Below are 19986 nucleotides of genomic sequence, written 5' to 3'. Positions count from 1 at the left end.
TAAGTTCACTATTGAATCGCTACGGAGGTCTGTCAAGAGGTCGTGCTGCGACGCCTTGACAGCGGTGCTCGGGGCGATCGAGACTGCCGTTGACGCTCAGTGCGGACAAGTGTCCGTTTTGTTGGACGACGGGAGGGACCCGTGCCTGACGACCTGCCGCAGGGACCGCTCGCGGGATTGCTGGTGGCCGACTTCTCCCGGATTCTGGCCGGGCCGTACGCGACGATGCTGCTGGCCGACCTGGGCGCCGAGGTGGTCAAGGTCGAGGCCCCCGGCGGCGACGACACCCGGTCCTGGCAGCCGCCGGTGCGCGACGGCGTCTCGACGTACTACCTGGCCGTGAATCGCAACAAGCGGTCGATCGCGCTCGACCTGAAGGACCCGGCCGACCTCGCGGCCGCGCAGGAGCTGGCCGGCCGGGCCGACGTGCTGCTGGAGAACTTCAAACCCGGCGGCCTGGCCCGGTACGGCCTGGACTACGCCGCGGTCGCCGCCCGGAATCCCGGCATCGTGTACGCGTCGATCAGCGGGTTCGGTAGTGGACCGAAGGGCGCCGCGCTTCCCGGGTACGACCTGATCGTGCAGGCCATCTCCGGGTTGATGAGCCTGACCGGCGACCCGGACGGCGAACCGTACCGGGCCGGGATCTCGGTGTTCGACGTGATCGCGGGACTGCACGCGACGATCGGCATCCTGTCCGCGCTGAACGCCCGTCACGCCAGCAACCGCGGTCAGCACGTCGAGGTGAACCTGCTGTCCTCCGCGCTGTCCGGCTTGGTGAACCAGTCCAGCGCGTACGTCGCGGGCGGGGTCGTCCCACTCCGGATGGGGAACAGCCACCCGAGCCTGTTCCCGTACGAGCCGCTCCCGTGTTCCGACGGCGAGCTGATCATCACCGCGGGGAACAACGGCCAGTTCCGCAAGCTGGTGGACGTTCTCGGGATCCCGGAGCTCGCCGACGACCCGCGGTTCGACCGGAACGAGAAGCGGACCGCGAACCGGGACGAGCTGCGGCCCTTGCTGGTCGAGCGACTGCAGACCCGGACGAAGCTGGAGTGGTTCCGCGCCATCATCGCCGCGGGCGTCCCGTGCGGGCCGATCAACACGGTCGACGGCGGCGTCGCGTTCGCCGAGGACATCGGCCTGGACCCGGTCGTCACGGTCGGCTCGATCCCGACGGTGCGCAACCCGATCACGTTCTCCGAGACCAAGGCCGGGTACCGCCTGCCGCCGCCGGACCTGGACGAGCACGGCGCCGAACTCCGCCGCTGGCTGGCGGGCCCACGGGACGGCCGCGGACCCGGCGACGAGGAGCGTTCCGCATGACCGAACCCGATCACGGGCTGTCCTTCCCGACCTCGCTCGGTACGTCGACCGCGGACGAGATCCGGCTGCTCGGGCAGGACCTGACGGCCGACCTGATGGGCCAGGTCGGATTCGGCGAACTCGCCTTCTGGCTGGTCGCGTTGCGCCGGCCGACCCCGGGGGAGACGCGGGTCTTCGAGGCGGTCCTGGTTGCCTTGGCGGACCACGGCTTCACCCCGACGGCGATCGCGGCCCGGCTGACGTACCTGTCCGCGCCCGACTCGCTGCAAGGCGCGCTCGCGGCCGGCCTGCTCGGAGGCGGGTCCCGTTTCCTCGGCGTCACCGAGGACTGCGGCGCCTTCCTCCACGAAGCCCTGCAACGCCACGAGGGCGACCTGCCGACCGACGACGCCGGCTGGGATGCGCTGGCGCTGGAGGTCGTTGCCGAAGCGAAGGCGGCGAAGCGGTACGTCCCTGGCCTGGGCCACCCGGTCCACAAGGTCCAGGATCCGCGGACCCCGGTACTGATCGGCATCGCGGCGGAGGAGGGGCTGCGCGGACCACATCTGCGGTTGTTCGAGGCGATCGGCCGCGTCCACGAGCAGGTACTCGGCCGGCGCCTCCCGCTCAACGGCGCCGGGGTGTGCGGTGCAGCGCTCGCCGATCTCGGGTTGCCGGTCGAGCTGTTGCGCGGATTCGCCTTGCTGGCAAGGGCCGCCGGCCTGCTCGGTCAGCTCGCGGAGGAGCGGCGCCGGCCGATCGGTATGGACACCTACCTGACTGTCGACCGGCACGCGGTCTACGTCGATCCGACCTGAGGGAGCCACGTCATGGCCACAGTCGCCGCGGTCATCGCCTCCACCCACCATCCCTTCTACTACCGGGCGAGCACGGCCACCGGGGACGACCGGCCGCCGTTCGCGGACGCGTGGGTCGCCAAGATCGAGGCGTTCCGGGAGACCCTGACCAAGGCCCGGCCGGACGTGCTGGTGATGGTCGGCAGCGACCACTTCCACCAGCTCTGGCTGGACAACATGCCGCAGTTCCTGGTCGGCAAGGCGCCGTTCTTCGACGGCAACTTCTACAACGAGGAACGCGAGTTCGGCCTGCCCCGGATGACGCTGCCCGGTGAGGAGCAGCTGGCCGCGCACATCCTCCGGAACGGCCTGGACGCCGGCTTCGACCTTGCCTTCAGCAACGAACTGCGGATCGACCACAGCATCACCTGCCCGATCATCACGCTGCGGCCGCAGGCGGACCTGCCGATCGTGCCGATCTACACCAACATCTTCGCGCCGCCGCTGCCCCGGCCGCGGCGATTCGTCGAGCTCGGCCGGACGATCCGGCGGCTGGTCGAGTCCTGGCCGGGCGACCAGCGGGTGGCGATCATCGGGACCGGGCACCTGTCGCTGGAACTCGGTGGTCCCCGGCAGTTCGGCGAGCACGGGCCCGATCCGGTGTTCGACCGGAAGGCGATCGACTGGATCGCGAGCGGCGACCTGGACGGATGCCTGGCCGAGGTGACGCTGGACAGCCTGCATCTCCCGGGCAACGCGACGCACGGGTTCATGGACTTCCTGCTGATGATGGGCGTGGCCGGGGCCGGCGCGAAGGCCGATCACGTCGACTCGCTGGACCTCTTCCACACGAGGGAGGCGTACTTCACCTGGTACCCGAACGGAGTGCCGGCATGAGCAAGTACCTGCTGGACAAGTTCCTCTTCACGGTCGACCGCGATCCCGAGCTGGTCGAGCGGTACCGCGCGGACGCGGCCGGCACGGTGACCTGGTGGGAGCAGGAGTACGCGAACAAGCTGCTCAACTGCACCAGCGACGAACGGTCCACCTGGCTCGCGTTCACCGACGAGGAGCGGCGCGCGCTTCGCGAGTACGACCACGTGGCGTTGTTCGAGCTGGGCGCGCATCCGTTCCTCACGTTGACGCTGTTCATCGCGATGTTCGAGCGCGACCACGGTCCGCTCGAGTACCAGAAGGCGTACGGTCGGGCGATGGCGCACCTGCACCCGCCGTACCCCGACATCGCCACCTGAGCCGAGGAGAACCCGTGCGAGCTGCCGTCCTGCGTACCCATGGCGAACCGCCCGCGCACGCGGATCACCCGGATCCCGTCGCCGGCGAGGGCCAGTCGGTGGTCCGGGTCACCGCGGCCCCCGTCGTACCGCTCGACCTGCTCTGCGCGTCGGGTACGTCGTACTTCGGGCCGCCGGCGGTGCCGTATGTGCCCGGGGTCCAAGGGGTGGGCGTGGTCGAGGAGTCGGCGGTGATGTCGCCGGGGACCAGGGTGTTCTTCGCGACGTCGGCGGGAATGGCGGCCGGTGACGGCAGCCTGGCCGAGCGGTGCGCCGTCCCAGATACGGACCTGATCCCGCTGGACTCGCCGGTTCCCGACACCGTCGTCGCCGCGCTCGGTCTGTCCGCGGTGGCCGCGTGGATGACGTTGACCTGGCGGGCGCGGCTCCAGCCGGGGGAGCGCGTACTCGTCCTCGGTGGTGGCGGCGCGGTCGGTCAGGCGGCGATCGGCGCGGCCGGAGTCCTCGGGGCCGCCCAGGTGATCGCGGTGTGCCGGTCCGACGAGGCACGACGACGCGCACTCGCGGCCGGAGCGAACGACGTGGTCACCCCGTCACCCGACGTCGACGAACTCACGGCCCGACTCGCGGCGGCGACGGGTGGTGCGGTGGACGTGGTGATCGACCCGGTGTTCGGGACCGCGGCGACTGCGGCCGCCCGGGTCCTCGCCGAGCGTGGCCGGCTGGTGAATCTCGGCGGCGCTTCGGGTGATGAGGCAACTTTCTCGTCAGCGATCCTGCGCAGCCGGTCCGCGGAGATCCTCGGCTACACCAACAACGCGATCACCCCGGAGCAACGCCGGGACGCGCTGACCGCGGTCCTGCCGCACGCCGGGACCGGTCGGATCAGGGTCGCCCACGAGATTGCCGGACTGGCCGACGTCGCCGCGGCCTGGCAGCGTCAATCGGCCGGCGAGACCGCCGGCCGGCTGGTCCTCACGATGAGTGACCGCGGCCAGGGACCCGCGGAGGGCTAGAGTCGCGGGGTAGTCACCGACACTCGGGAGCAGGGAATGACCGCAGTCATCATCGTGATCGTGGCGCTCGTCGTGATCCTGGCGATCGCGCTGATCGTCTCGTACAACCGGTTCGTCAAGCAACGGAACCTGATCCAGGAGTCGTGGCGGCAGATCGACGTCGAGCTCCACCGCCGGTACGACCTGATCCCGAACCTGGTCGAGACGGTCCGGGCGTTCGCCGCGCACGAGCGGCATGTGTTCGAGGAGGTCGCCCGGCTGCGCACCCAGGCGGTGAACGTGCAGGGCGCGACGCCGGAGCAACGCGCGGCCGCGGAGGGTGAGCTGTCCGGTGCGCTGCGCCAGATGATGATCTCCGTCGAGGCGTACCCGCAGCTGCAGTCGAACCAGAACTTCCTCAACCTGCAGCGCGAACTGACCGACACCGAGGACCGGATCGCGGCCGGCCGCCGGTTCTACAACGCCAACGTGGGGGACTACAACACCCGGATCGAGGCGTTCCCGTCGAACCTGATCGCGGGCAGCTTCAAGTTCGAGAAGGCCGGCTACTTCGAGGTCAACGACGAGGCCGTCCGGTCGGTCCCGCAGGTCTCGTTCGGCACGATCGGCTCGGTCGCCGGTGAGCAGGCGCCGCCGCAGATGCAGCCGGGCCAGCAGTCCTCGGGGCAGATCCACCCGCAGATGCCGGGCAACGACCAGGCCGGCTACTCCCAGCTCCAGCCGGGCCAGCAGCCGTACCAGGGCCAGCAGCCGTACCAGGGCCAGCAGTACCAGAACCCGCAGTACCAGCAGAACCAGCCGTACCAGGGGCAGCCGGGCCAGCCGCCGGCGCCGGACCAGGGGCGGCCACCGGTGGGCGGGCCGCCCGCGGGAACCCCCGCTCCGCAGGACGGTCAACCGCCGTTCACCGGTGGCCAGTAGGGCGCGTCACCCGGCTCCCCGCAGCCCGGAGACGCTCCCTCCGCCGCGTCACCCGGCTCCCCTGATGCGGTGACACGGCAGGCTTCGCGGACCGGGTGCCCGCACAGGCACCCGGACCGGTGGCCCGGTGGGCGCTGAGCCTCCCCCCGGCCGCCCCCCGACGACCGTTGCCCAGCGCCCGCGTTCGTCCCGGGTCGGGAACGAGTCCCGATCGCAGGCCCGGTCGCGACGGCGGTCAGTCCGTCACCCCGTTCCTGCCCTCCCCCCGGTACGGCCACCACGATGCCCGGGACGCATACATCCGGCATACATCGCGGCGTACATCGGAGCTCCGGAGCCTTCCCGGTGGCCCGGCGGGATGCCACCATGGGGGCCGACTTAGTTGAGAGGGCGACCAAGTGGACAGTCTGAGGTACGAAATCCTCGGACCTCTGCGGCTCGGTCACGTCCAGGGACAGCCCCTCCGCGCGGTCAAACCGCGCCAGCTCCTCGCCACCCTGCTGCTGCACCCGAACAGGTTCGTCTCCACCGACCTGATCGTGGACGCGCTCTGGGAAGGCAACCCGCCCCGCTCCGCGACCGCGAACATCCGCACGTACGTCCGGGCGCTGCGCGGGGTGCTGCAGGAGGCCGGGCTGCCGGCGCCGATCGACACCTCCGCCTCCGGGTACAGCATCGAGGTCGGCGTCGACGAGCTCGACTCCAGCCTGTTCGAGTCGCTACTGGCCGAAGGCGGCCACCTCCGGGACGCCGGCGAGGGCCGGCAGGCGATGCAGGTGCTGTCCCGCGCGTACTCGCTGTGGCGTGACCGCCCGCTGATCGACCTGGGCATCTCAGCCGCCTGGGAGGGGTCGATCGCCCGGTTGGAGACCCAGTACCGCGGCCTGGTCGACACGTTGCTCGATCTCCGGCTCGACCACGGTGACGCCGCCGGCGCCGCCGTCCTGCTCAGCGCCCGGCTCACCGAAGATCCGTACGACGAGCAGCTGTGGCGGCGGTTGGTCGACACCCTGACCGCCGCGGGCCGGACGGCCGAGGCGCGCACGGCGTACCAGAAGGCGGTCCGGACGCTGGCCGACGAGCTCGGCGTCGAACCGGGCGACGAACTCGCCGCCGCCGGTGCCCGCGCCGAACACGGCCGCTCCGCGAACTGGCCCGATCCGGGCATCCCGGCGCCGATCCGGAGGCCGGAGCCGACCGCCGAGCCGCCCGGCCTGATGGCGGCGCCCGCGTTGACCGATCCGCGCCGGCCCCCGAGCCAGCTGCCGCTGGACCTCGCCGACTTCGCCGGCCGCCAGGACCACCTGGACCGGCTCCGCGACCTGGTCTGTGGCCGGGACCCGGTCCGGCCGCCGATCGCGGTGATCTCCGGTGCGCCGGGGACCGGCAAGACCTCGCTCGCGGTCCGGCTCGGGCACCAGGTGCGGGAGTCGTTCCCGGACGGGCAGATCTACCTCGACATGCGCGGCGCGACCGAGGCCCGCGATCCCGGCGGCGCGCTCACCGACCTGCTGCTCAGCCTGAACGTGCCCGACTTCGCCGTCCCCGCCGATCCGGAACGGCGGTCCGCGATGCTCCGGTCCGAGCTGGCCAGCCGGCGGGTGCTGATCATCCTCGACGACGTCGCGTCCGCGGCCCAGGTGCTCCCGCTGATGCCGGGGACGGGCGCGTCCGCGGTCGTCATCACCAGTAGGAACCGGTTGATGGACCTGGCCGGCGCCGACAGCGTTCCGCTGGACACGTTCGAGAACACCGAGGCGGCCGAGTTGTTCCAGCGGGTCGCCGGTTCGGGCCGGGTGGACGGTGGGTCCGCGGCGGCCGAGGAGATCCTCGCGGCCTGCGGGAACCTGCCGCTGGCGATCCGGATCGTGGCCAGCCGGCTCGCCCAGCGCCCCGACCTCAGCCCGGCCGAGCTGGCCCGCCGGCTGCGCGACGAGACGAACCGCCTCGACGAGCTCAGCATCGGCGAGCTCGCGGTCCGGACCAGCGCCGACCTCAGCTACGACTCGCTCAGCGCGGAAGAGGCCCGGCTGTACCGGCTGATCGGCCACTTCGCCGTCGGGGTGTTCTCGGCCCGCGTGCTCGAACCGGTGGCGAGCCCGGCCGCGGTACGACGTGCGCTGGACCGGCTGATCGAGGTGAACCTGGTCCAGATCAGCTCGGTGGACGCGACCGGCAAAGCGCGGTACCGGGTGCACGATCTGCTGCGGCTGCACGCGATCGGCGTCGGCGACGAGGCCCAGAAGGCGCAGGCGCTCGAGGACCTGGCGACCGTCCTGGACGCGTTGCTGCACAAGGTCCGCCGAGCCGCGGCCGCGCTGCCGTTCGAGTACTTCGGCAGCCTGGACTACGAGGGACCCCTGCGGGCGCCGGATCCGGAGCCGTTCACCGACGCGGACGCGATCGCGTGGTTCGACAGTGAGCGGAGCACGTTCGTCCCCGCGATCCGGGCCGCCGCGCAGAACGAGTTGCACGAGCAGGCCTGGCGACTGGCGGCGGCCTGGGGACCGTACCTGGACATGCGGGCCGGCTTCGACGACTGGAACGAATCCCACCGGCCCGGGCTGCTCAGCGCGATCGCGTGCGGTGATCGCCGGGGCAGCGCGATCCTGCACCGGAACCTCGGCCAGCTCGCCTTGTACCGCGACGACTGGGAACCGGCCTGGGAACACCTGACCGCGGCGGCCTCGCTGTTCGCCGAAGTGGGCGACCGGTTGGGCGAGGGCGTGGCCGCGGTCGGCCTGGGGACGTGGTTGCGCGAACGCGGCCGGCCGGACGAGGCGCTCCCGCAGTACGAGAAGGCGGTGAACGCGTTCGTCGAGGTCGGCGACCGCAACGGCGAAGCGGTGGCGCGGAGCGCGGCCGCCTCGATCTGGCTGGCCCGCGAGGACACGGTCACCGCCGGGCGGTACCTGGCCGAGGCGTTCCTGCTCGGTGTCCGGCTCGGCGACCGGCACCGCGAAGCCAAGGTCCGCCGCCGCATCGCCACCCTCCGCCTCCGCCAAGGCAGGCCCGACCAGGCGGCCAGGCAACTGCGGGCGTCCCTGGCGATCTTCAAAGGCATCGGCGACGACCACTGCGCGGCGTACGCGAGAGCCGAACTGGGCGAGGTCCTGATGGTGCTGGGCGAGGACGCGGCCGCCCGCAAGATGCTCCTCGAGGCGATCGAAGTAGGCCACCGCCTCGGCGATCGCAGCGTGGAAGGCGACGCGGCCCACAACCTGGGCCGCCTCCACCGGTCCACCGGCAACCCCGACTTCGCCCGCCGCTACCTGAACCGAGCCATCCGGGCCTGGCAACAGATAGCCAACGACACCAAAGTCACCCAAGCCAAGAAAGACCTCACCCAACTGACCACAGACCTCGCTGTCAGCTGACCGGCCGCGTGCATCCGGACAGGACGTGGTTCGCGGTGCTGGCTGGGCCGGCCGCTCAGGTCCGGTGAGCAGCCTCCGGCGACGGTGATGACCTCCTGTCCAACCGCACACCGGCTTGGGGGGAATGTATCGGCCGTGTATGTCGGGTGGTGAGAATTTTGCTGTCGCGGCGGTTTGCCGAGGATGGGGGTTTGGCGGCCGGGGGGTGTTGTGAGTGGGACGGCGGATCGCGATGCGGGTGGTGAATCCGCGGGACACGGAGTCGGCTCTGGAGTGGCAGCTGGCTCGGATCGGGTCCGCGGCTTGGCAGGAGTGGTCGTTGAAGTTCCAGCGGATGGCGTTCGGTTACGCGAACGACAGCGGCTGGCACGATCCGGCCGACGCGTTGCAGTGGCTCGACCACCACGCCCTGTTGCACGAAGGGGCGGCGCCACGGGGGGCGCTGGTCTGGTACCAGGCGGCTGACCGGGTTCGGGTGGGTTGCTCACTCGGGTCCGGCCGGCTGGTCGGGCCACTGCCGTCGGGCCGGATCGGCATCGGCGTACTCGACCAGCTCAGCACCGACTACCTCTGGTCCGACCCGCACTTCCCGTTCGGCCACTGAGACCGTTCGGCCACTGGGCGTTCGGGGCCCTGGAGTCCCGGACACGCTGCGCGGCGTACTGAGGGCCCGCGAGCCCCCGGTACGCCGCTCAGTTCACTCGTTGATCTTCTCCATCACCGCGGCGCGCTCGGCGGCGGTGTCGTACCGGTCGTCGCGGCCGTCGCCGTTGTGGTCGTTGCGGCGTTCGCGGCGCTTGGCCAGGACGAACTCGACGATCATCGGGATGATCGAGATGAAGACCAGCAGGATCAGCGCCGACTCCAGGTGCTCGTGGATGAAGTCGATCCGGCCGAGCGCGTGCCCGAGCAGGGTGACGCCGGTACCCCACAGCACCGCGCCGATGCCGGTCCAGAAGAAGAACTTCCGCGGGTCCATCTTGCCGGCGCCGGCGGTCACGGTGATGAAGGTCCGCACGATCGGCACGAACCGGGCCAGCACCAGCGCGCGCGGACCGTACTTGTCGAAGAACGCGTGCGTCTGGTCGAGGTACTTCGGTTTGAGGAACTTCGCGTCCGGGTTCTTGAACAGCGTGGTCCCCAGCGCGCGGCCGATGTAGTACCCGGACACGTTGCCCAGGAACGCGGCCGCGGTCAGCACCACACACGCCAGCCAGAGCGGCACGCCGATCGTGCCCAGCGCGATGAACAGGCCGACCGCGAACAGCAGCGAGTCACCGGGCAGGATCGGGAACAGCAGCCCGCACTCGATGAAGATGACCGCGGCGGTCCCCCACAGAGCCCAGTCGCCCAGCCAGTTCAGCAGGAACTCCGGGTCCATCCAGTTCGGCATCAGCATCGCGATGAGAGGTAGCACGGGCAACAGGGTAGCGTCCCAACCTGTGCGGGAGATGAATCGTGGTGGGACGGCTGACCTGGTCGGTGCCGATCTGGTCGGCCCGGCCGAAGTAGGGGTCGGGCCGTGGCCCGGGGATCCACCCGACGACCCCCGGCTCGATCCGGAACTGCTCGCGCACGGTGACCGGCGCAACGTGGTCGACAAGTACCGGTACTGGCGGCTCGAGGCGATCGTCGAGGACCTGGACCGGCAGCGGCACCCGTTCCACGTCGCGATCGAGAACTGGCAGCACGACCTGAACATCGGTTCGGTGGTCCGGACGGCCAACGCGTTCCTGGCCCGCGAGGTGCACATCGTCGGCAACCGGAAGTGGAACCGTCGCGGCGCGATGGTGACGGACCGCTACCAGCACGTGCGGCACCATCCGCAACTGGCCGACCTCGCCGGGTATGCGCGGGAGCACGGGCTGCCGGTGATCGGGATCGACAACCTGCCCGGGTCCGTACCGTTGGAGACCTACGAGCTCCCGGAGGCCTGCGTGCTGTTGTTCGGACAAGAGGGCCCGGGTCTGACCGAGGCGGCGCACGAGATCTGTACGGACGTGCTGAACATCGCCCAGTACGGGTCGACCCGGTCCATCAACGCGAGCGCGGCGGCCGCGATCGCGATGCACGCCTGGATCCGCCGGCACACCTTCGGTCAGCGGACCTAGGGACCGGCGATGAGACGGCTCGTGGTCGCGGCACTGTGCCTGGCCGTACTCGCCGGGTGCGCGGACAGCTCCGCGGAGCCGCCACCGAGGACCACCGCACCGGCCGGCGATCGCTGGTCCCCGCAGCAGGGAGCGCCCTGGCAGTGGCAGCTGCGCGGCGACCTGGACCTCGACGTCGACGTCCCGGTGTACGACGTGGACGGGCAGACCACTTCCGCCGAGCAGGTCGCCGAGCTCCACGAGAAGGGCCGCCACGTGATCTGCTACGTCAGCGTCGGCACGTACGAGGACTTCCGGCCGGACAAGGACCGGTTCCCGGCGGACGTGCTCGGCAAGCAGCTCGAGGACTGGTCGGACGAACGCTGGCTCGACATCCGCCGATGGGACCAGCTGGAACCGATTCTCGCGGCCCGGTTCGACCAGTGCCGGGACAAGGGGTTCGACGCGATCGAGCCGGACAACGTGGACGCGTACGCCAACGACAGCGGCTTCGGTTTGACCGCCGACGACCAGCTCACCTTCAACCGCCGGATCGCGGACCTCGCGCACGCCCGGGGCCTGTCGGTCGCGCTGAAGAACGACCTGGACCAGGTGGCCGCCCTCGAACCGGACTTCGACTTCGCCGTCAACGAGGAGTGCATGCGGTACTCCGAGTGCGACGAGCTGGAGCCGTTCCTGCGGGCGGGCAAGGCGGTCCTGCACGTCGAGTACGAGCTGGATCCGAAGGACTTCTGCGCCGAGGCCCGCAAGCTCGGGATGAGCTCGATGCGCAAACCGCTCGACCTCGGCCCGGACCGTCAACCCTGCTGAGGTCGGGTCTCCTCGACCGGGGCGAGGACCAGGTCGTACTCCACGCTGAACCACGGCCGGTCCAGCTCGCGTCCATCGGGTGCGGCTGAGCCGGCCGGGTGCTCGGTGAACTCGGCGACCAGCGAGTCCTTCACCCCGAACACCGCGTCGTCGCCGAGATGCTCGTCCCCGGCCGCGAACACGTGCGTGATCAGCCGTGCGTACCCGGGCGCGGTGACCATGAAGTGGATGTGGGCCGGCCGCATCGGACCCCGGCCGCCGGCCCGGAGCAGTTCGCCGACCGGGCCGTCCGCCGGGATCGGGTACGCCACCGGCCGGACCGCCCAGAACGAGTAGTTGCCCTCGGCATCGGTTGTCAGGTGGCCGCGGTTCTGCGGTTCCGCCAGGTCCTTCTGCACGTCGTAGAAGCCGTCCTCGTCGGACTGCCAGGTCTCCACCAACGCCCCGGCGATCGGCTCGCCCGACGTGGCGAGCACCCGGCCGCTGACCAGACACGGCTGCCCGGGTGCGCCGTTCGCGACGTCGCCGCCGAGCTCGACCGCCGGTGATCCCTCGACGAAGAACGGCCCGAAGACGGTCGAAGCGGTGGCGGCGGGTGGTTTCGGGTTGCCCAGGCCGACGGTCAGCATGGACAGGCCGAGGACATCCGCGAGTAGCACGAACTCCTGCCGGGTGCCGGTCGAGATCTGCCCGGTCCTGGTCAGGAAGTCGATCCCGGCGAAGTACTCCTCCTCGGTCAGGTCGACCTCCCGGGCGAACGCGTGCAGATGCCGGACGAGCGCGCCCAGTACCTCCCGCAGCCGCGGGTCGGGACTGCCGTCGAAGCTCGCCACCACGGCCGAGGTCAGCTCGTCGCCGGCCAGGTTCGTTCCGCTCATCGTCCGGTCCCTTCAGGTCGTCGGCCGGACCAGGCCCGGACGAGGAGATCGGTCAGCTGGTCCACGGAGACCTGGCCGTCGAACGACTTCGCCGCAGCAACGGCCTGCTCCTCGGTCAGCCCCAGCTCACCGAGGCTCGTCGGTACGCCCGCTGCCTGGAAGAGGTCGAAGAGTCCGGTGGCGAGGTCCTCGGTCTCCAGGGCCGCTTCCATTCTCGCCTTGGCGCGCGGGACGTTCCCGGCCAGCAGCCGGGTGACCTGGGGAAGCACCGCGGCATGGGTCTCCGCATGGGGCAGGCCGAACTGGCCGCCGAGGAGATGGCAGAGCTGGTGGTGCAAGCCGGTCCCGGCCTGGGCCAGCGCGGATCCGGCCAGGCAGGCCCCGAGAAGAAGGTTGCTCCGGGCCTCCAGATCGGTGCGCTCGGCAAGTACTCCGAGCAGGCCGGCCCGGAGGGTCCGGGCGCCCTCGATCGCGACCACCTCGGTGAGCGGGTCGGCCTTGGGGGTCCAGATCGCCTCCACACAGTGCGCGATCGCGTTCGCGACACTGGCCGCGGTCACGGTGACCGGGAGCCGCCGGCTCAGGAGCGGGTCGTAGACCACGGTCCTCGGCAGCACCACCGGATCGGTACCGGTGGACTTCCGGCCGTCCACGGTCAGTCCCCAGACCGGGGTCCGCTCCGATCCGGCGTACGTGGTCGGGATCGCGATGATCGGCAGGCCGGTGGTCAGGGCGATCGCCTTGGCCAGGCCGACCGCGGAGCCGCCGCCGAGTGCGACCAGGCCGCGGGCGTCGACCTCGGCCGCCTTCGCCCGGGCCACCTCGGCCTGCTCGATCGGGACGTGCTGACGGACCCCGTCGATCCGGCCGGCGAAGCGATCACCGAGACCGACCTCGAGCAGGTCGGCGTCGTCGCGGGCCGAGGCGGTGGCGATCAGCAGCACCCGGCCGATCCCGATCCCGAGCAGGTCGACCTCGTCCGGGACCCGGTCCAGCGTCCCGGGCCCGAACACGATCCGGCCCCCCGGCTCGACGTGCACGAACGACTCGGCCATCGCCATCACCCCTCGAACCCGAGAACCCCGTCGAACACACCGTCACCGCTGCGGCCGCACCGCGCAAGGGTGCTCGCCGGTCACTTCCGCAGCGACTCGAAGATCTCCACGTAGTGCGGGTTGTACATCACGCCGAGGACGTTGCCGAACGGGTCGACGACGGAGGCGGTGCGGAACCCGGTGTCGCCGCGGGCGGTGATCGGTTCGTTGACGGTGGCGCCGAGCTTCTGCAGCCGCTCGAAGGTGGTTTCGAGGTCGTTGACGTGCCAGTAGACGATCGCGCCGGCCGGGGTACCGACCTGGTGCGGGGCGTACTTCGCGTCGATCAGGCCGAGCTCGCACTGGAAGTCGCCGAAGCGGTACTCCAGGTAGCTCGGGTTGTCCGGGGTCGGCACCGCGAAGTACGGCTCGATGCCGAGGAGTTCGGAGTACCAGGCGCGGGCCGCCGCCAGGTCGGTGACGTAGAAGCTGACGGTCGCAAAGCCTCGCAACATGATGCTGGTCCTTTCGTCGATTCCCTTGCCCTGCTGACGAAATCAACGATCGCACTGATAAGTGCTCATCGAGCGAGCACTTTTCTGGCGACTTCCGGCCCACCCGGGTGTCCCCGCTCCCTCGACGGGTGTGGGGAGTCTGGAAGCGGGGACCTTCCCGGGTGGGAATCAGCGGGCCGTCAACGCCGGCGTGTGCGCGTACTGCCAGGCGTCCCAGGCGGACCGGACCATGGCGTCGAGGTCGTACCGGGCGGACCAGCCGAGGTCGGCACGGATCCGGGCCGGGTCGGCGACCACCGAGGGCGGGTCGACGGGCCGGGCCGCGACGACCTCGTACGGGCGGCGGATCCCAGTGACGCGCTGGGCGGCGGCGAGCACCTCGAGCACGCTGTACCCACGGCCGCACCCGACGTTGTACACGGCGCGGGTCGTGTCCCGGCTGTGCAGGTGGTCCACGGCGGCCAGGTGCGCATCGGCGAGATCGGCGACGTGGACGTAGTCGCGGACGCAGCTGCCGTCCTGGGTGTCGTGGCCGCGGCCGTACACCTGGGGCCGGGATCCACGGCTCAGCGCCTGCAGGGTGAGCTGCATCAGGTTGGCGACGCCGGGATCTCCCAGGGACGGATCCCCGGCACCGGCGACGTTGAAGTACCGCAGCCCGATCCAGGACAGCCCCAGGGACGACGCGGCGTCCCGGACGAGCCACTCGCAGATCAGCTTGGTCACGCCGTACGGGTTGATCGGTGTCGTCGGCGTCGACTCGGTCACCGGCCCCGGCGGCGGGACGCCGTACACGGCCGCACTGGAGGAGAGGACGAGGCGGCGAACCCCCGCGATACTCATCGCCTGCAGCACACTCGCCGTCCCGTGCACGTTCTGCTGGTAGTAGTGCAGCGGACGGTCGACCGACTCGGCCACCGCCTTCTTCGCGGCCAGGTGGATGACCCCGGCGATCCGGTGGCTCTTCATCACGTCCGCCAGCTCGGTGGTGTCGAGGACCGAGGCGGCGACGAGCTCCACGTCCGCCGGGACCCGGGCGGGATCGCCTGTACTCAGGTCGTCCACCACCAGGACCTCACGGTCGGCCCGGCGCATCGCGGCGGCCACGTGCGCGCCGATGTACCCGGCGCCGCCGGTGAGCAACCAGATCTGTCGGTTCATGCCAGTCAGCGTCGGGCGCCGGCCGGGACCCCGGAACGTGCAGCTGGCGGACCACAGCTCCTCCGTCCGGCCCAGTCCGGCGCATCCTCTCTCCGTCACCTGCACTAGTGCAGGCGGATACCCCTGGTCCCCTCAGTTGCCGGATCACCGCGTCCACGGGCCGGGGCAGGCTGGGTCCGGCAGACGACCGACGGGGGGAGTGGGATGGACGTCGTGCTCATCAACGAGGGCACCTACCCGTACGTACCGGGAGGCGTGAGCACCTGGTGCGACAAGCTGGTCAACGGGCTGGGAGAGCACACGTTCGACCTGGTCACGCTGGTGGCCTCGGGCAACGAGCGGCCGCAGTGGGAGCTGCCGGCGAACGTCCGCTCGCTCCGGGCCGTGCCGTTGTGGGGACCGGCCTCGACTCGCCGCCGGCGGGACTACCAGCCGCGGGTGATCCGCGCCGTCCGGGCGTTGCTCGGCGGGATCGTCCGGGACGAGCTGGACATGTTCGAGATCGGCCTGTTCAAGCTGGCGCTGCTGGCCGCGGAGATGGACCTGGGGCCCGCGCTGCGCTCCGCGGACCTGCTCACCGAGCTGCTGACCGTCTGGCCGGCCGCGGATCGGCAGGACAACCTGTCGGTCCACGACGCGCTGACAGCGGTGACCCTGCTGGAGCGGTCCCTGCTGCCGTTGACGGTGCGGCTGGAGACGCAGCCCGATCTGTGCCACGCGGTGTCGAACGGGCTGCCGACGATGGTCGCGCTGGCCGAGAAGTGGCGGCACGGGACACCGTTCGTGATGTCCGAGCACGGTGTCTACCTGCGTGAGCGGTACCTCGCCTTCCAGGATCTCGAGCTGCCGCAGAGCGTGCGGTTCGTGGTGCTCGGGTTCCTCCGGATGCTGACCGCGGTCGGCTACCGCAACGCCGACTTCGTCGCGCCGGTCGCGGAGTTCAACGCGCGCTGGGCCGAACGGCTCGGCGCCGACCCGGAGATCATCCTGCCGGTCTACAACGGGGTCGACCCGCAGGCGTACCAGGAGCTCACCGACGAACCGCGGGTGCCGACGATCAGCTGGGTCGGCCGGATCGACCCGCTGAAGGACCTGGAGACGCTGATCAGCGCGTTCGCCCTGGTCCGGTCCAAGCTGCCGGCCACGATGCTGCGGCTGTTCGGGCCGACCCCGGCCGGCAACGAGGCCTACCGGGACCGCTGTCTGCGACTGGCCGAGGAGCTCGGCGTCCGGGACGGGATCCGGCTGGAGGGACCGGTGGCGTCCTCCCGGATCGCGTTCGCGGCCGGGCACGTGGTCGCGCTGTCGAGCATCTCCGAAGGCATGCCGTACACCGTGATCGAGGCGATGATGTGCGGCCGGGCGACGGTCTCCACCGACGTCGGCGGGACCGCCGACGCCGTCGACACCACCGGGCTGATCGTGCCGCCGCGGGACCCGGAGGCGTTCGCCGAGGCGTGCCTGACCCTGCTGACGGACGACGACCTGCGCCGTGACCTGGGCGCCGCGGGCCGGAAGCGGGCGCTGTCGACCTTCACCCTGCAGCAGTCGCTGGACTGTTACCGCGAGCTCTACGACGCCGCGGTACCGGGAGAGCTGCAGCTTCTGAGCGGAGGGGTTTCATGAGTGCTGATTCCGTCCTGTTGCCGGCCGTCCCCGAACGGCCGGGTGAGCTCGCGGTCCGCCCCGGCGGCGAGGTGGTTCCGGTGGACGCGTTCGAGGTCGCGGCCACCCTGGAGGCGAGCGGGGTGAGCGACCGGCTGGCCCGGCAGCGGTACGGCCACACCGACGTGTTCGCGCTGGCGCGGCAGCGGTACGAGGCCATCACGGCCGGGGAGCCGGTGACGCCGGCCCAGGTCGCGCCGCCGAAGGTCGACGTCCGGGACACCTTGCTGCGCGGCTTCGTGTTCGTCCTCCCGGCCCTGCTGACGGGCGCGGCGCTCGGCCGGCACCCGTCGCTGCCGTTGGTCGCGATGGTGCTGGCCGCCGTGATCGTCGGCTGGGCGGCCGGCCAGGGCATCGCGTACGTGGGCTACCGCGTCCTCGGGGCCGGCTCGGCCACCGGGGCGCGGTTCCAGATGATGAAGCTCGCCCTGGTCACGGTGGCCGGCTCGCTGGTCGCCGGGGTCGTGGTCGGGCTGCTGGGCTGGGTGACCTGGCCCGCCGTCGTGCTCGCGGTCGGGCAGATCGCGTTCGTACTGTCGTCCAGTATCGCGCTGGTCCTCGGCCGGCCGGCCGTGATCGGGATCGCGCTGGTCCCGGGGTTGTGCGTGAGCATCCCGGCGCTGATCCAGCCGAGCCTGGTCCCGCGGTGGCTCGTGCTGGCCGCGATCTGCTGCACGCTGGTGATCGCGGTCGGCTGGGTGGGCCTGCTGCTGCGCGGGGCCACGGCGCCGTCCGCCGAGCTGGCCCGTGCCGCGACCGCGGGCGCGATGCCGTACGTCGGGTACGGGTTGTCGCTGGCGTTGCTGCTCAGCATCGCGCTGGTGGACAGCGTCCGCGCCCCGACGTCGGTGGCGATCGCGGTCACGATGGCTCCGTTGATGTGTGGCGTCCTGGTCGCCGAGTTCCAGCTCGCGCGGTACCGGCGGAGTGCCGAGATCGCCTTGCGGACAGCGGAATCACGGGCCGACGCGACGGCCGCACTGCGACGCGCGCTCCGGCGGTGCCTGGGCGGCTACCTGCTCGGGCTGACCGTGCTGACGGCCGTCGCGATCGTGCTGCTGGCCCGGAGCAGCGACTTGGCGACGCTGCTGCGGTTCGCCGGGGCGGGGGCGCTCGGGTGGGCGTTCCTGGCCGCGTTGATGTTGGTCGCCTTCCAGCAGTTGCTGCCCGTGCTGGTGGCGAGTGCCGCGGCGCTGTACCTGCTTGCTGCCCGGGAACTGCTGCCGGCCCTGCCGGTCGAGCCCCTGGCCGCGCAACTGGCCCTGGAGTACCTGCTGGTCGCTCTCGCGCTGGCCGTCGCGCTGACGGTCATCGCCCTGCGGCTGCTGGTCCGCCCGGAACTCCACCGATAGACGAGGACTGGTCACATGAAGCTCAGGTTCTCCCGGCGGCAGCCCGCCGAACCACTGCCCGCCGTCCGTCCCGCGGACCTCCGCCTCGCTGTCCCGTGGTACCTGCACCCGGCCGAGAACCCGGAGCAGTGGGCCGAGCTGATGCGGCAGGCACAGGCCGGCCGGATCGCCTTCGCCGTGGTGAACGTGGCGAACGGACCAGGCCTGGCCGACGACCCGTACTACCCGGGCGGCCTCGACGCGCTCCGGCAGGGCGGCGTCCCACTGCACGGGTACGTCGACACCGACTACGGGGCCCGGCCGTCGGCGCAGGTGCTCGAGGACATCTCCGTGTGGAAGGAGCGGTACGACGTCGAGGGCGTGATGTTCGACCGCGTCTCGGCGGACCCGGCGAACCTCGGCTACTACAAGCCGATCGCCGCCTTCGCCCGGCAGATCGGGGTCGAGGTCCTGGTCGGCAATCCGGGCGTGATCCCGCACCAGGACTACCTGGAGACGTTCGACGTGTGCTGCGTGTTCGAGAACGTGGACACGGTGCACCGCCGGCTGACCACGATGCGGCGGCCCGGGGACATTCCGCCGGAGCGACTGTGGCACCTGGTGTACGACGTTCCGCCGGGCGGCTTCGAATCCGTGCTGGAGCGGACGGCGTCGCAAGGCGCGGCGCTGGTGTTCGCGACGGACCGAGGCGGCGCCAATCCCTGGTGCGGACTGTCGGCCGAACTACTGCACGAGATGGACCGTCTCGGTATCGGCGCGCGGCACAGCACGCGCGCATGAGGAGGAAGCTGTGGATCTCCCTGGTGGCGCTAGCGTTGTCGGGATGTGGCGCTGCTCAGGTTGAGGTGCCGGCGGGGCCGGTGGGACCGACAGCGGCCGGGGCGTCGACCCCGGTTGCGAAGACCGGCCCCGCCGCGACACAGCAGCCGTCGGCCACTCCCAAGTCACCGACCTCCGTACCACCTGGCCCTGTGCAATCAAGCACTGCCGAGTCAAGTCCTGCCGTGCCGGCGCCGACGTCCTCGTCGAAGGTGAAACCGCCGGGGGCGAATCCGCCCGCCGTCACGCCGACGCCTGCGCTGCCGAAGACAGGGGACCGGTGGATCCCCAGACGTTCGACGGCGTGGCAGTGGCAGCTCAGCGGGCCGCTGGACCTGTCGGTGGACGTGCCGATCTACAACGTCGACGGCGCGACCACCACAGCCGCGCAGGTCGCGGAGCTCCACAAGCAAGGACGCCGGGTCATCTGCTACGTCAACGCGGGCGCCGCGCGGCAGGGCGACGGGTACCAGGAATCCCTTATGGGCAAGGCATTGAAGGACTGGCCGGACGAACGCTGGCTCGACATCCGCCGCCTCGACGCGATCAAGCCGGTGCTCACCCGGCAGATCGCGGTCTGCCGGCGCAAGGGATTCGACGCGGTGGAGCCGGACAACGTGGACGGGTACGCCAACGAGAGCGGGTTCGCCCTGACCGCCGCGGACCAGCTGAGGTTCAACCGGTGGATCGCGGACGTGGTCCACCAGCACGGGATGTCGGTCGGGCTGAAGAACGACCTCGCCCAGGTCGCGGAGCTCGAGCCGTCCTTCGACTTCGCGGTGAACGAGCAGTGCGCGCAGTACGGCGAATGCGCGAAGCTCGTCCCGTTCGTCCAAGCAGGCAAGGCGGTACTGCACGTCGAGTACGAGCTGGCGCCGGGCAAGTTCTGCGCGCAGACCAGGGTGTTCGGGTTCAGCTCGATGCGCAAACCACACGATCTCGGACCGGCCCGTCAGCCGTGTTGATCAGTGC

Annotated in this window: 19 protein-coding genes; 14 read left to right on the top strand and 5 right to left on the bottom strand. The window is 70.9% G+C overall.

All coding sequences use genetic code 11. The annotated features are described in order from the left end of the window. Positions 1–141 precede the first annotated feature (141 nt). From FB561_RS06275 to FB561_RS06240, 8 genes are all read left to right on the top strand, one after another. A complete protein-coding gene (locus FB561_RS06275; protein WP_145803989.1) occupies positions 142–1326 on the top strand; it encodes a CaiB/BaiF CoA transferase family protein in 1185 nt (394 codons plus the stop codon). Continuing rightward, positions 1323–2123, top strand: coding sequence for a citryl-CoA lyase (locus FB561_RS06270; protein ID WP_145803987.1), 801 nt, complete (start codon positions 1323–1325; stop codon positions 2121–2123). Before FB561_RS06275 ends, FB561_RS06270 begins: the two co-directional genes overlap by 4 nt. A gap of 12 nt (positions 2124–2135) precedes the next feature. Beyond that, a complete protein-coding gene (locus FB561_RS06265; RefSeq protein WP_145803985.1) occupies positions 2136–2999 on the top strand; it encodes a DODA-type extradiol aromatic ring-opening family dioxygenase in 864 nt (287 codons plus the stop codon). Beyond that, on the top strand, positions 2996–3355 hold the full coding sequence (locus tag FB561_RS06260; protein ID WP_145803983.1) for a hypothetical protein: 360 nt from the start codon (positions 2996–2998) through the stop codon (positions 3353–3355). The genes FB561_RS06265 and FB561_RS06260 overlap by 4 nt, the downstream gene beginning before the upstream one ends. A 14-nt stretch (positions 3356–3369) precedes the next feature. After that, the gene (locus FB561_RS06255) at positions 3370–4371 is read left to right on the top strand and encodes a quinone oxidoreductase family protein (RefSeq protein WP_145803981.1); all 1002 of its coding nucleotides are present in this window, start codon (positions 3370–3372) and stop codon (positions 4369–4371) included. Positions 4372–4407: 36 nt separating this feature from the next. Continuing rightward, positions 4408–5292, top strand: coding sequence for a LemA family protein (locus FB561_RS06250; protein WP_145803979.1), 885 nt, complete (start codon positions 4408–4410; stop codon positions 5290–5292). A 398-nt stretch (positions 5293–5690) separates the two neighbouring features. Continuing rightward, positions 5691–8669: an AfsR/SARP family transcriptional regulator gene (locus FB561_RS06245; RefSeq protein ID WP_145803977.1), complete on the top strand. Its 2979-nt coding sequence runs from the start codon at positions 5691–5693 to the stop codon at positions 8667–8669. 214 nt (positions 8670–8883) lie between these two features. Beyond that, positions 8884–9273, top strand: a complete 390-nt coding sequence (locus FB561_RS06240; RefSeq protein ID WP_238334673.1) for a hypothetical protein — start codon at positions 8884–8886, stop codon at positions 9271–9273. A 93-nt stretch (positions 9274–9366) separates the two neighbouring features. Here FB561_RS06240 and FB561_RS06235 read toward each other — a convergent pair whose 3' ends face one another. Continuing rightward, on the bottom strand, positions 9367–10086 hold the full coding sequence (locus FB561_RS06235; protein WP_272952531.1) for a DedA family protein: 720 nt from the start codon (positions 10084–10086) through the stop codon (positions 9367–9369). 34 nt (positions 10087–10120) lie between these two features. On the opposite strand from FB561_RS06235, the gene FB561_RS06230 reads away from it, so the two are divergent. After that, entirely contained in the window at positions 10121–10780 is a 660-nt protein-coding gene (locus tag FB561_RS06230; RefSeq protein WP_145812798.1) for a TrmH family RNA methyltransferase, read from the top strand. Between the two features lie 9 nt (positions 10781–10789). Further along, entirely contained in the window at positions 10790–11590 is an 801-nt protein-coding gene (locus FB561_RS06225; protein WP_145803975.1) for an endo alpha-1,4 polygalactosaminidase, read from the top strand. On the opposite strand, the gene FB561_RS06220 is transcribed toward FB561_RS06225, so the two are convergent. From FB561_RS06220 to galE, 4 genes are all read right to left on the bottom strand, one after another. Further along, complete coding sequence (locus FB561_RS06220; RefSeq protein ID WP_145803961.1) at positions 11578–12468, bottom strand: intradiol ring-cleavage dioxygenase; 891 nt, start codon at positions 12466–12468, stop codon at positions 11578–11580. The two genes, FB561_RS06225 and FB561_RS06220, sit on opposite strands and share 13 nt — an antisense overlap. Next, complete coding sequence (locus FB561_RS06215; protein WP_145803959.1) at positions 12465–13523, bottom strand: maleylacetate reductase; 1059 nt, start codon at positions 13521–13523, stop codon at positions 12465–12467. Before FB561_RS06215 ends, FB561_RS06220 begins: the two co-directional genes overlap by 4 nt. 80 nt (positions 13524–13603) lie before the next feature. Continuing rightward, positions 13604–14017 carry a VOC family protein gene (locus FB561_RS06210; protein WP_145803957.1) on the bottom strand — a complete coding sequence of 138 codons (414 nt, stop codon included), beginning with the start codon at positions 14015–14017 and terminating at the stop codon, positions 13604–13606. A 168-nt stretch (positions 14018–14185) separates the two neighbouring features. Then, positions 14186–15178 carry a UDP-glucose 4-epimerase GalE gene (gene galE / locus FB561_RS06205; protein ID WP_145803955.1) on the bottom strand — a complete coding sequence of 331 codons (993 nt, stop codon included), beginning with the start codon at positions 15176–15178 and terminating at the stop codon, positions 14186–14188. Between the two features lie 204 nt (positions 15179–15382). On the opposite strand from galE, the gene pelF reads away from it, so the two are divergent. The 4 genes from pelF to FB561_RS06185 all read left to right on the top strand — a co-directional run bounded on the left by pelF (position 15383) and on the right by FB561_RS06185 (position 19979). Further along, a complete protein-coding gene (pelF, locus tag FB561_RS06200) occupies positions 15383–16804 on the top strand; it encodes a GT4 family glycosyltransferase PelF (protein WP_145803953.1) in 1422 nt (473 codons plus the stop codon). Continuing rightward, the gene (locus tag FB561_RS06195; RefSeq protein ID WP_145803951.1) at positions 16801–18195 is read left to right on the top strand and encodes a hypothetical protein; all 1395 of its coding nucleotides are present in this window, start codon (positions 16801–16803) and stop codon (positions 18193–18195) included. Before pelF ends, FB561_RS06195 begins: the two co-directional genes overlap by 4 nt. A gap of 15 nt (positions 18196–18210) precedes the next feature. Then, positions 18211–18975 carry a spherulation-specific family 4 protein gene (locus FB561_RS06190; protein WP_145803949.1) on the top strand — a complete coding sequence of 255 codons (765 nt, stop codon included), beginning with the start codon at positions 18211–18213 and terminating at the stop codon, positions 18973–18975. Positions 18976–19199: 224 nt separating this feature from the next. Further along, positions 19200–19979, top strand: coding sequence for an endo alpha-1,4 polygalactosaminidase (locus tag FB561_RS06185; RefSeq protein ID WP_202880553.1), 780 nt, complete (start codon positions 19200–19202; stop codon positions 19977–19979). The last annotated feature ends 7 nt before the right edge of the window (positions 19980–19986 follow it).

Origin of the sequence: Kribbella amoyensis (assembly GCF_007828865.1) — a bacterium.
Lineage (GTDB): Bacteria > Actinomycetota > Actinomycetes > Propionibacteriales > Kribbellaceae > Kribbella > Kribbella amoyensis.
This window is presented reverse-complemented; position numbering and strand designations above follow the sequence as displayed.

Bases quoted from the DNA above. Each gene is read 5' to 3' on its own strand.
- FB561_RS06270 (WP_145803987.1), top strand. From the start codon at position 1,323: ATGACCGAACCCGATCACGGGCTGTCCTTCCCGACCTCGCTCGGTACG.
- FB561_RS06265 (WP_145803985.1), top strand. From the start codon at position 2,136: ATGGCCACAGTCGCCGCGGTCATCGCCTCCACCCACCATCCCTTCTAC.
- FB561_RS06260 (WP_145803983.1), top strand. From the start codon at position 2,996: ATGAGCAAGTACCTGCTGGACAAGTTCCTCTTCACGGTCGACCGCGAT.
- FB561_RS06250 (WP_145803979.1), top strand. From the start codon at position 4,408: ATGACCGCAGTCATCATCGTGATCGTGGCGCTCGTCGTGATCCTGGCG.
- FB561_RS06230 (WP_145812798.1), top strand. From the start codon at position 10,121: ATGAATCGTGGTGGGACGGCTGACCTGGTCGGTGCCGATCTGGTCGGC.
- FB561_RS06225 (WP_145803975.1), top strand. From the start codon at position 10,790: ATGAGACGGCTCGTGGTCGCGGCACTGTGCCTGGCCGTACTCGCCGGG.
- FB561_RS06220 (WP_145803961.1), bottom strand. From the start codon at position 12,468: ATGAGCGGAACGAACCTGGCCGGCGACGAGCTGACCTCGGCCGTGGTG.
- FB561_RS06215 (WP_145803959.1), bottom strand. From the start codon at position 13,523: ATGGCCGAGTCGTTCGTGCACGTCGAGCCGGGGGGCCGGATCGTGTTC.
- FB561_RS06210 (WP_145803957.1), bottom strand. From the start codon at position 14,017: ATGTTGCGAGGCTTTGCGACCGTCAGCTTCTACGTCACCGACCTGGCG.
- galE (WP_145803955.1), bottom strand. From the start codon at position 15,178: ATGAACCGACAGATCTGGTTGCTCACCGGCGGCGCCGGGTACATCGGC.
- pelF (WP_145803953.1), top strand. From the start codon at position 15,383: ATGGACGTCGTGCTCATCAACGAGGGCACCTACCCGTACGTACCGGGA.
- FB561_RS06195 (WP_145803951.1), top strand. From the start codon at position 16,801: ATGAGTGCTGATTCCGTCCTGTTGCCGGCCGTCCCCGAACGGCCGGGT.
- FB561_RS06190 (WP_145803949.1), top strand. From the start codon at position 18,211: ATGAAGCTCAGGTTCTCCCGGCGGCAGCCCGCCGAACCACTGCCCGCC.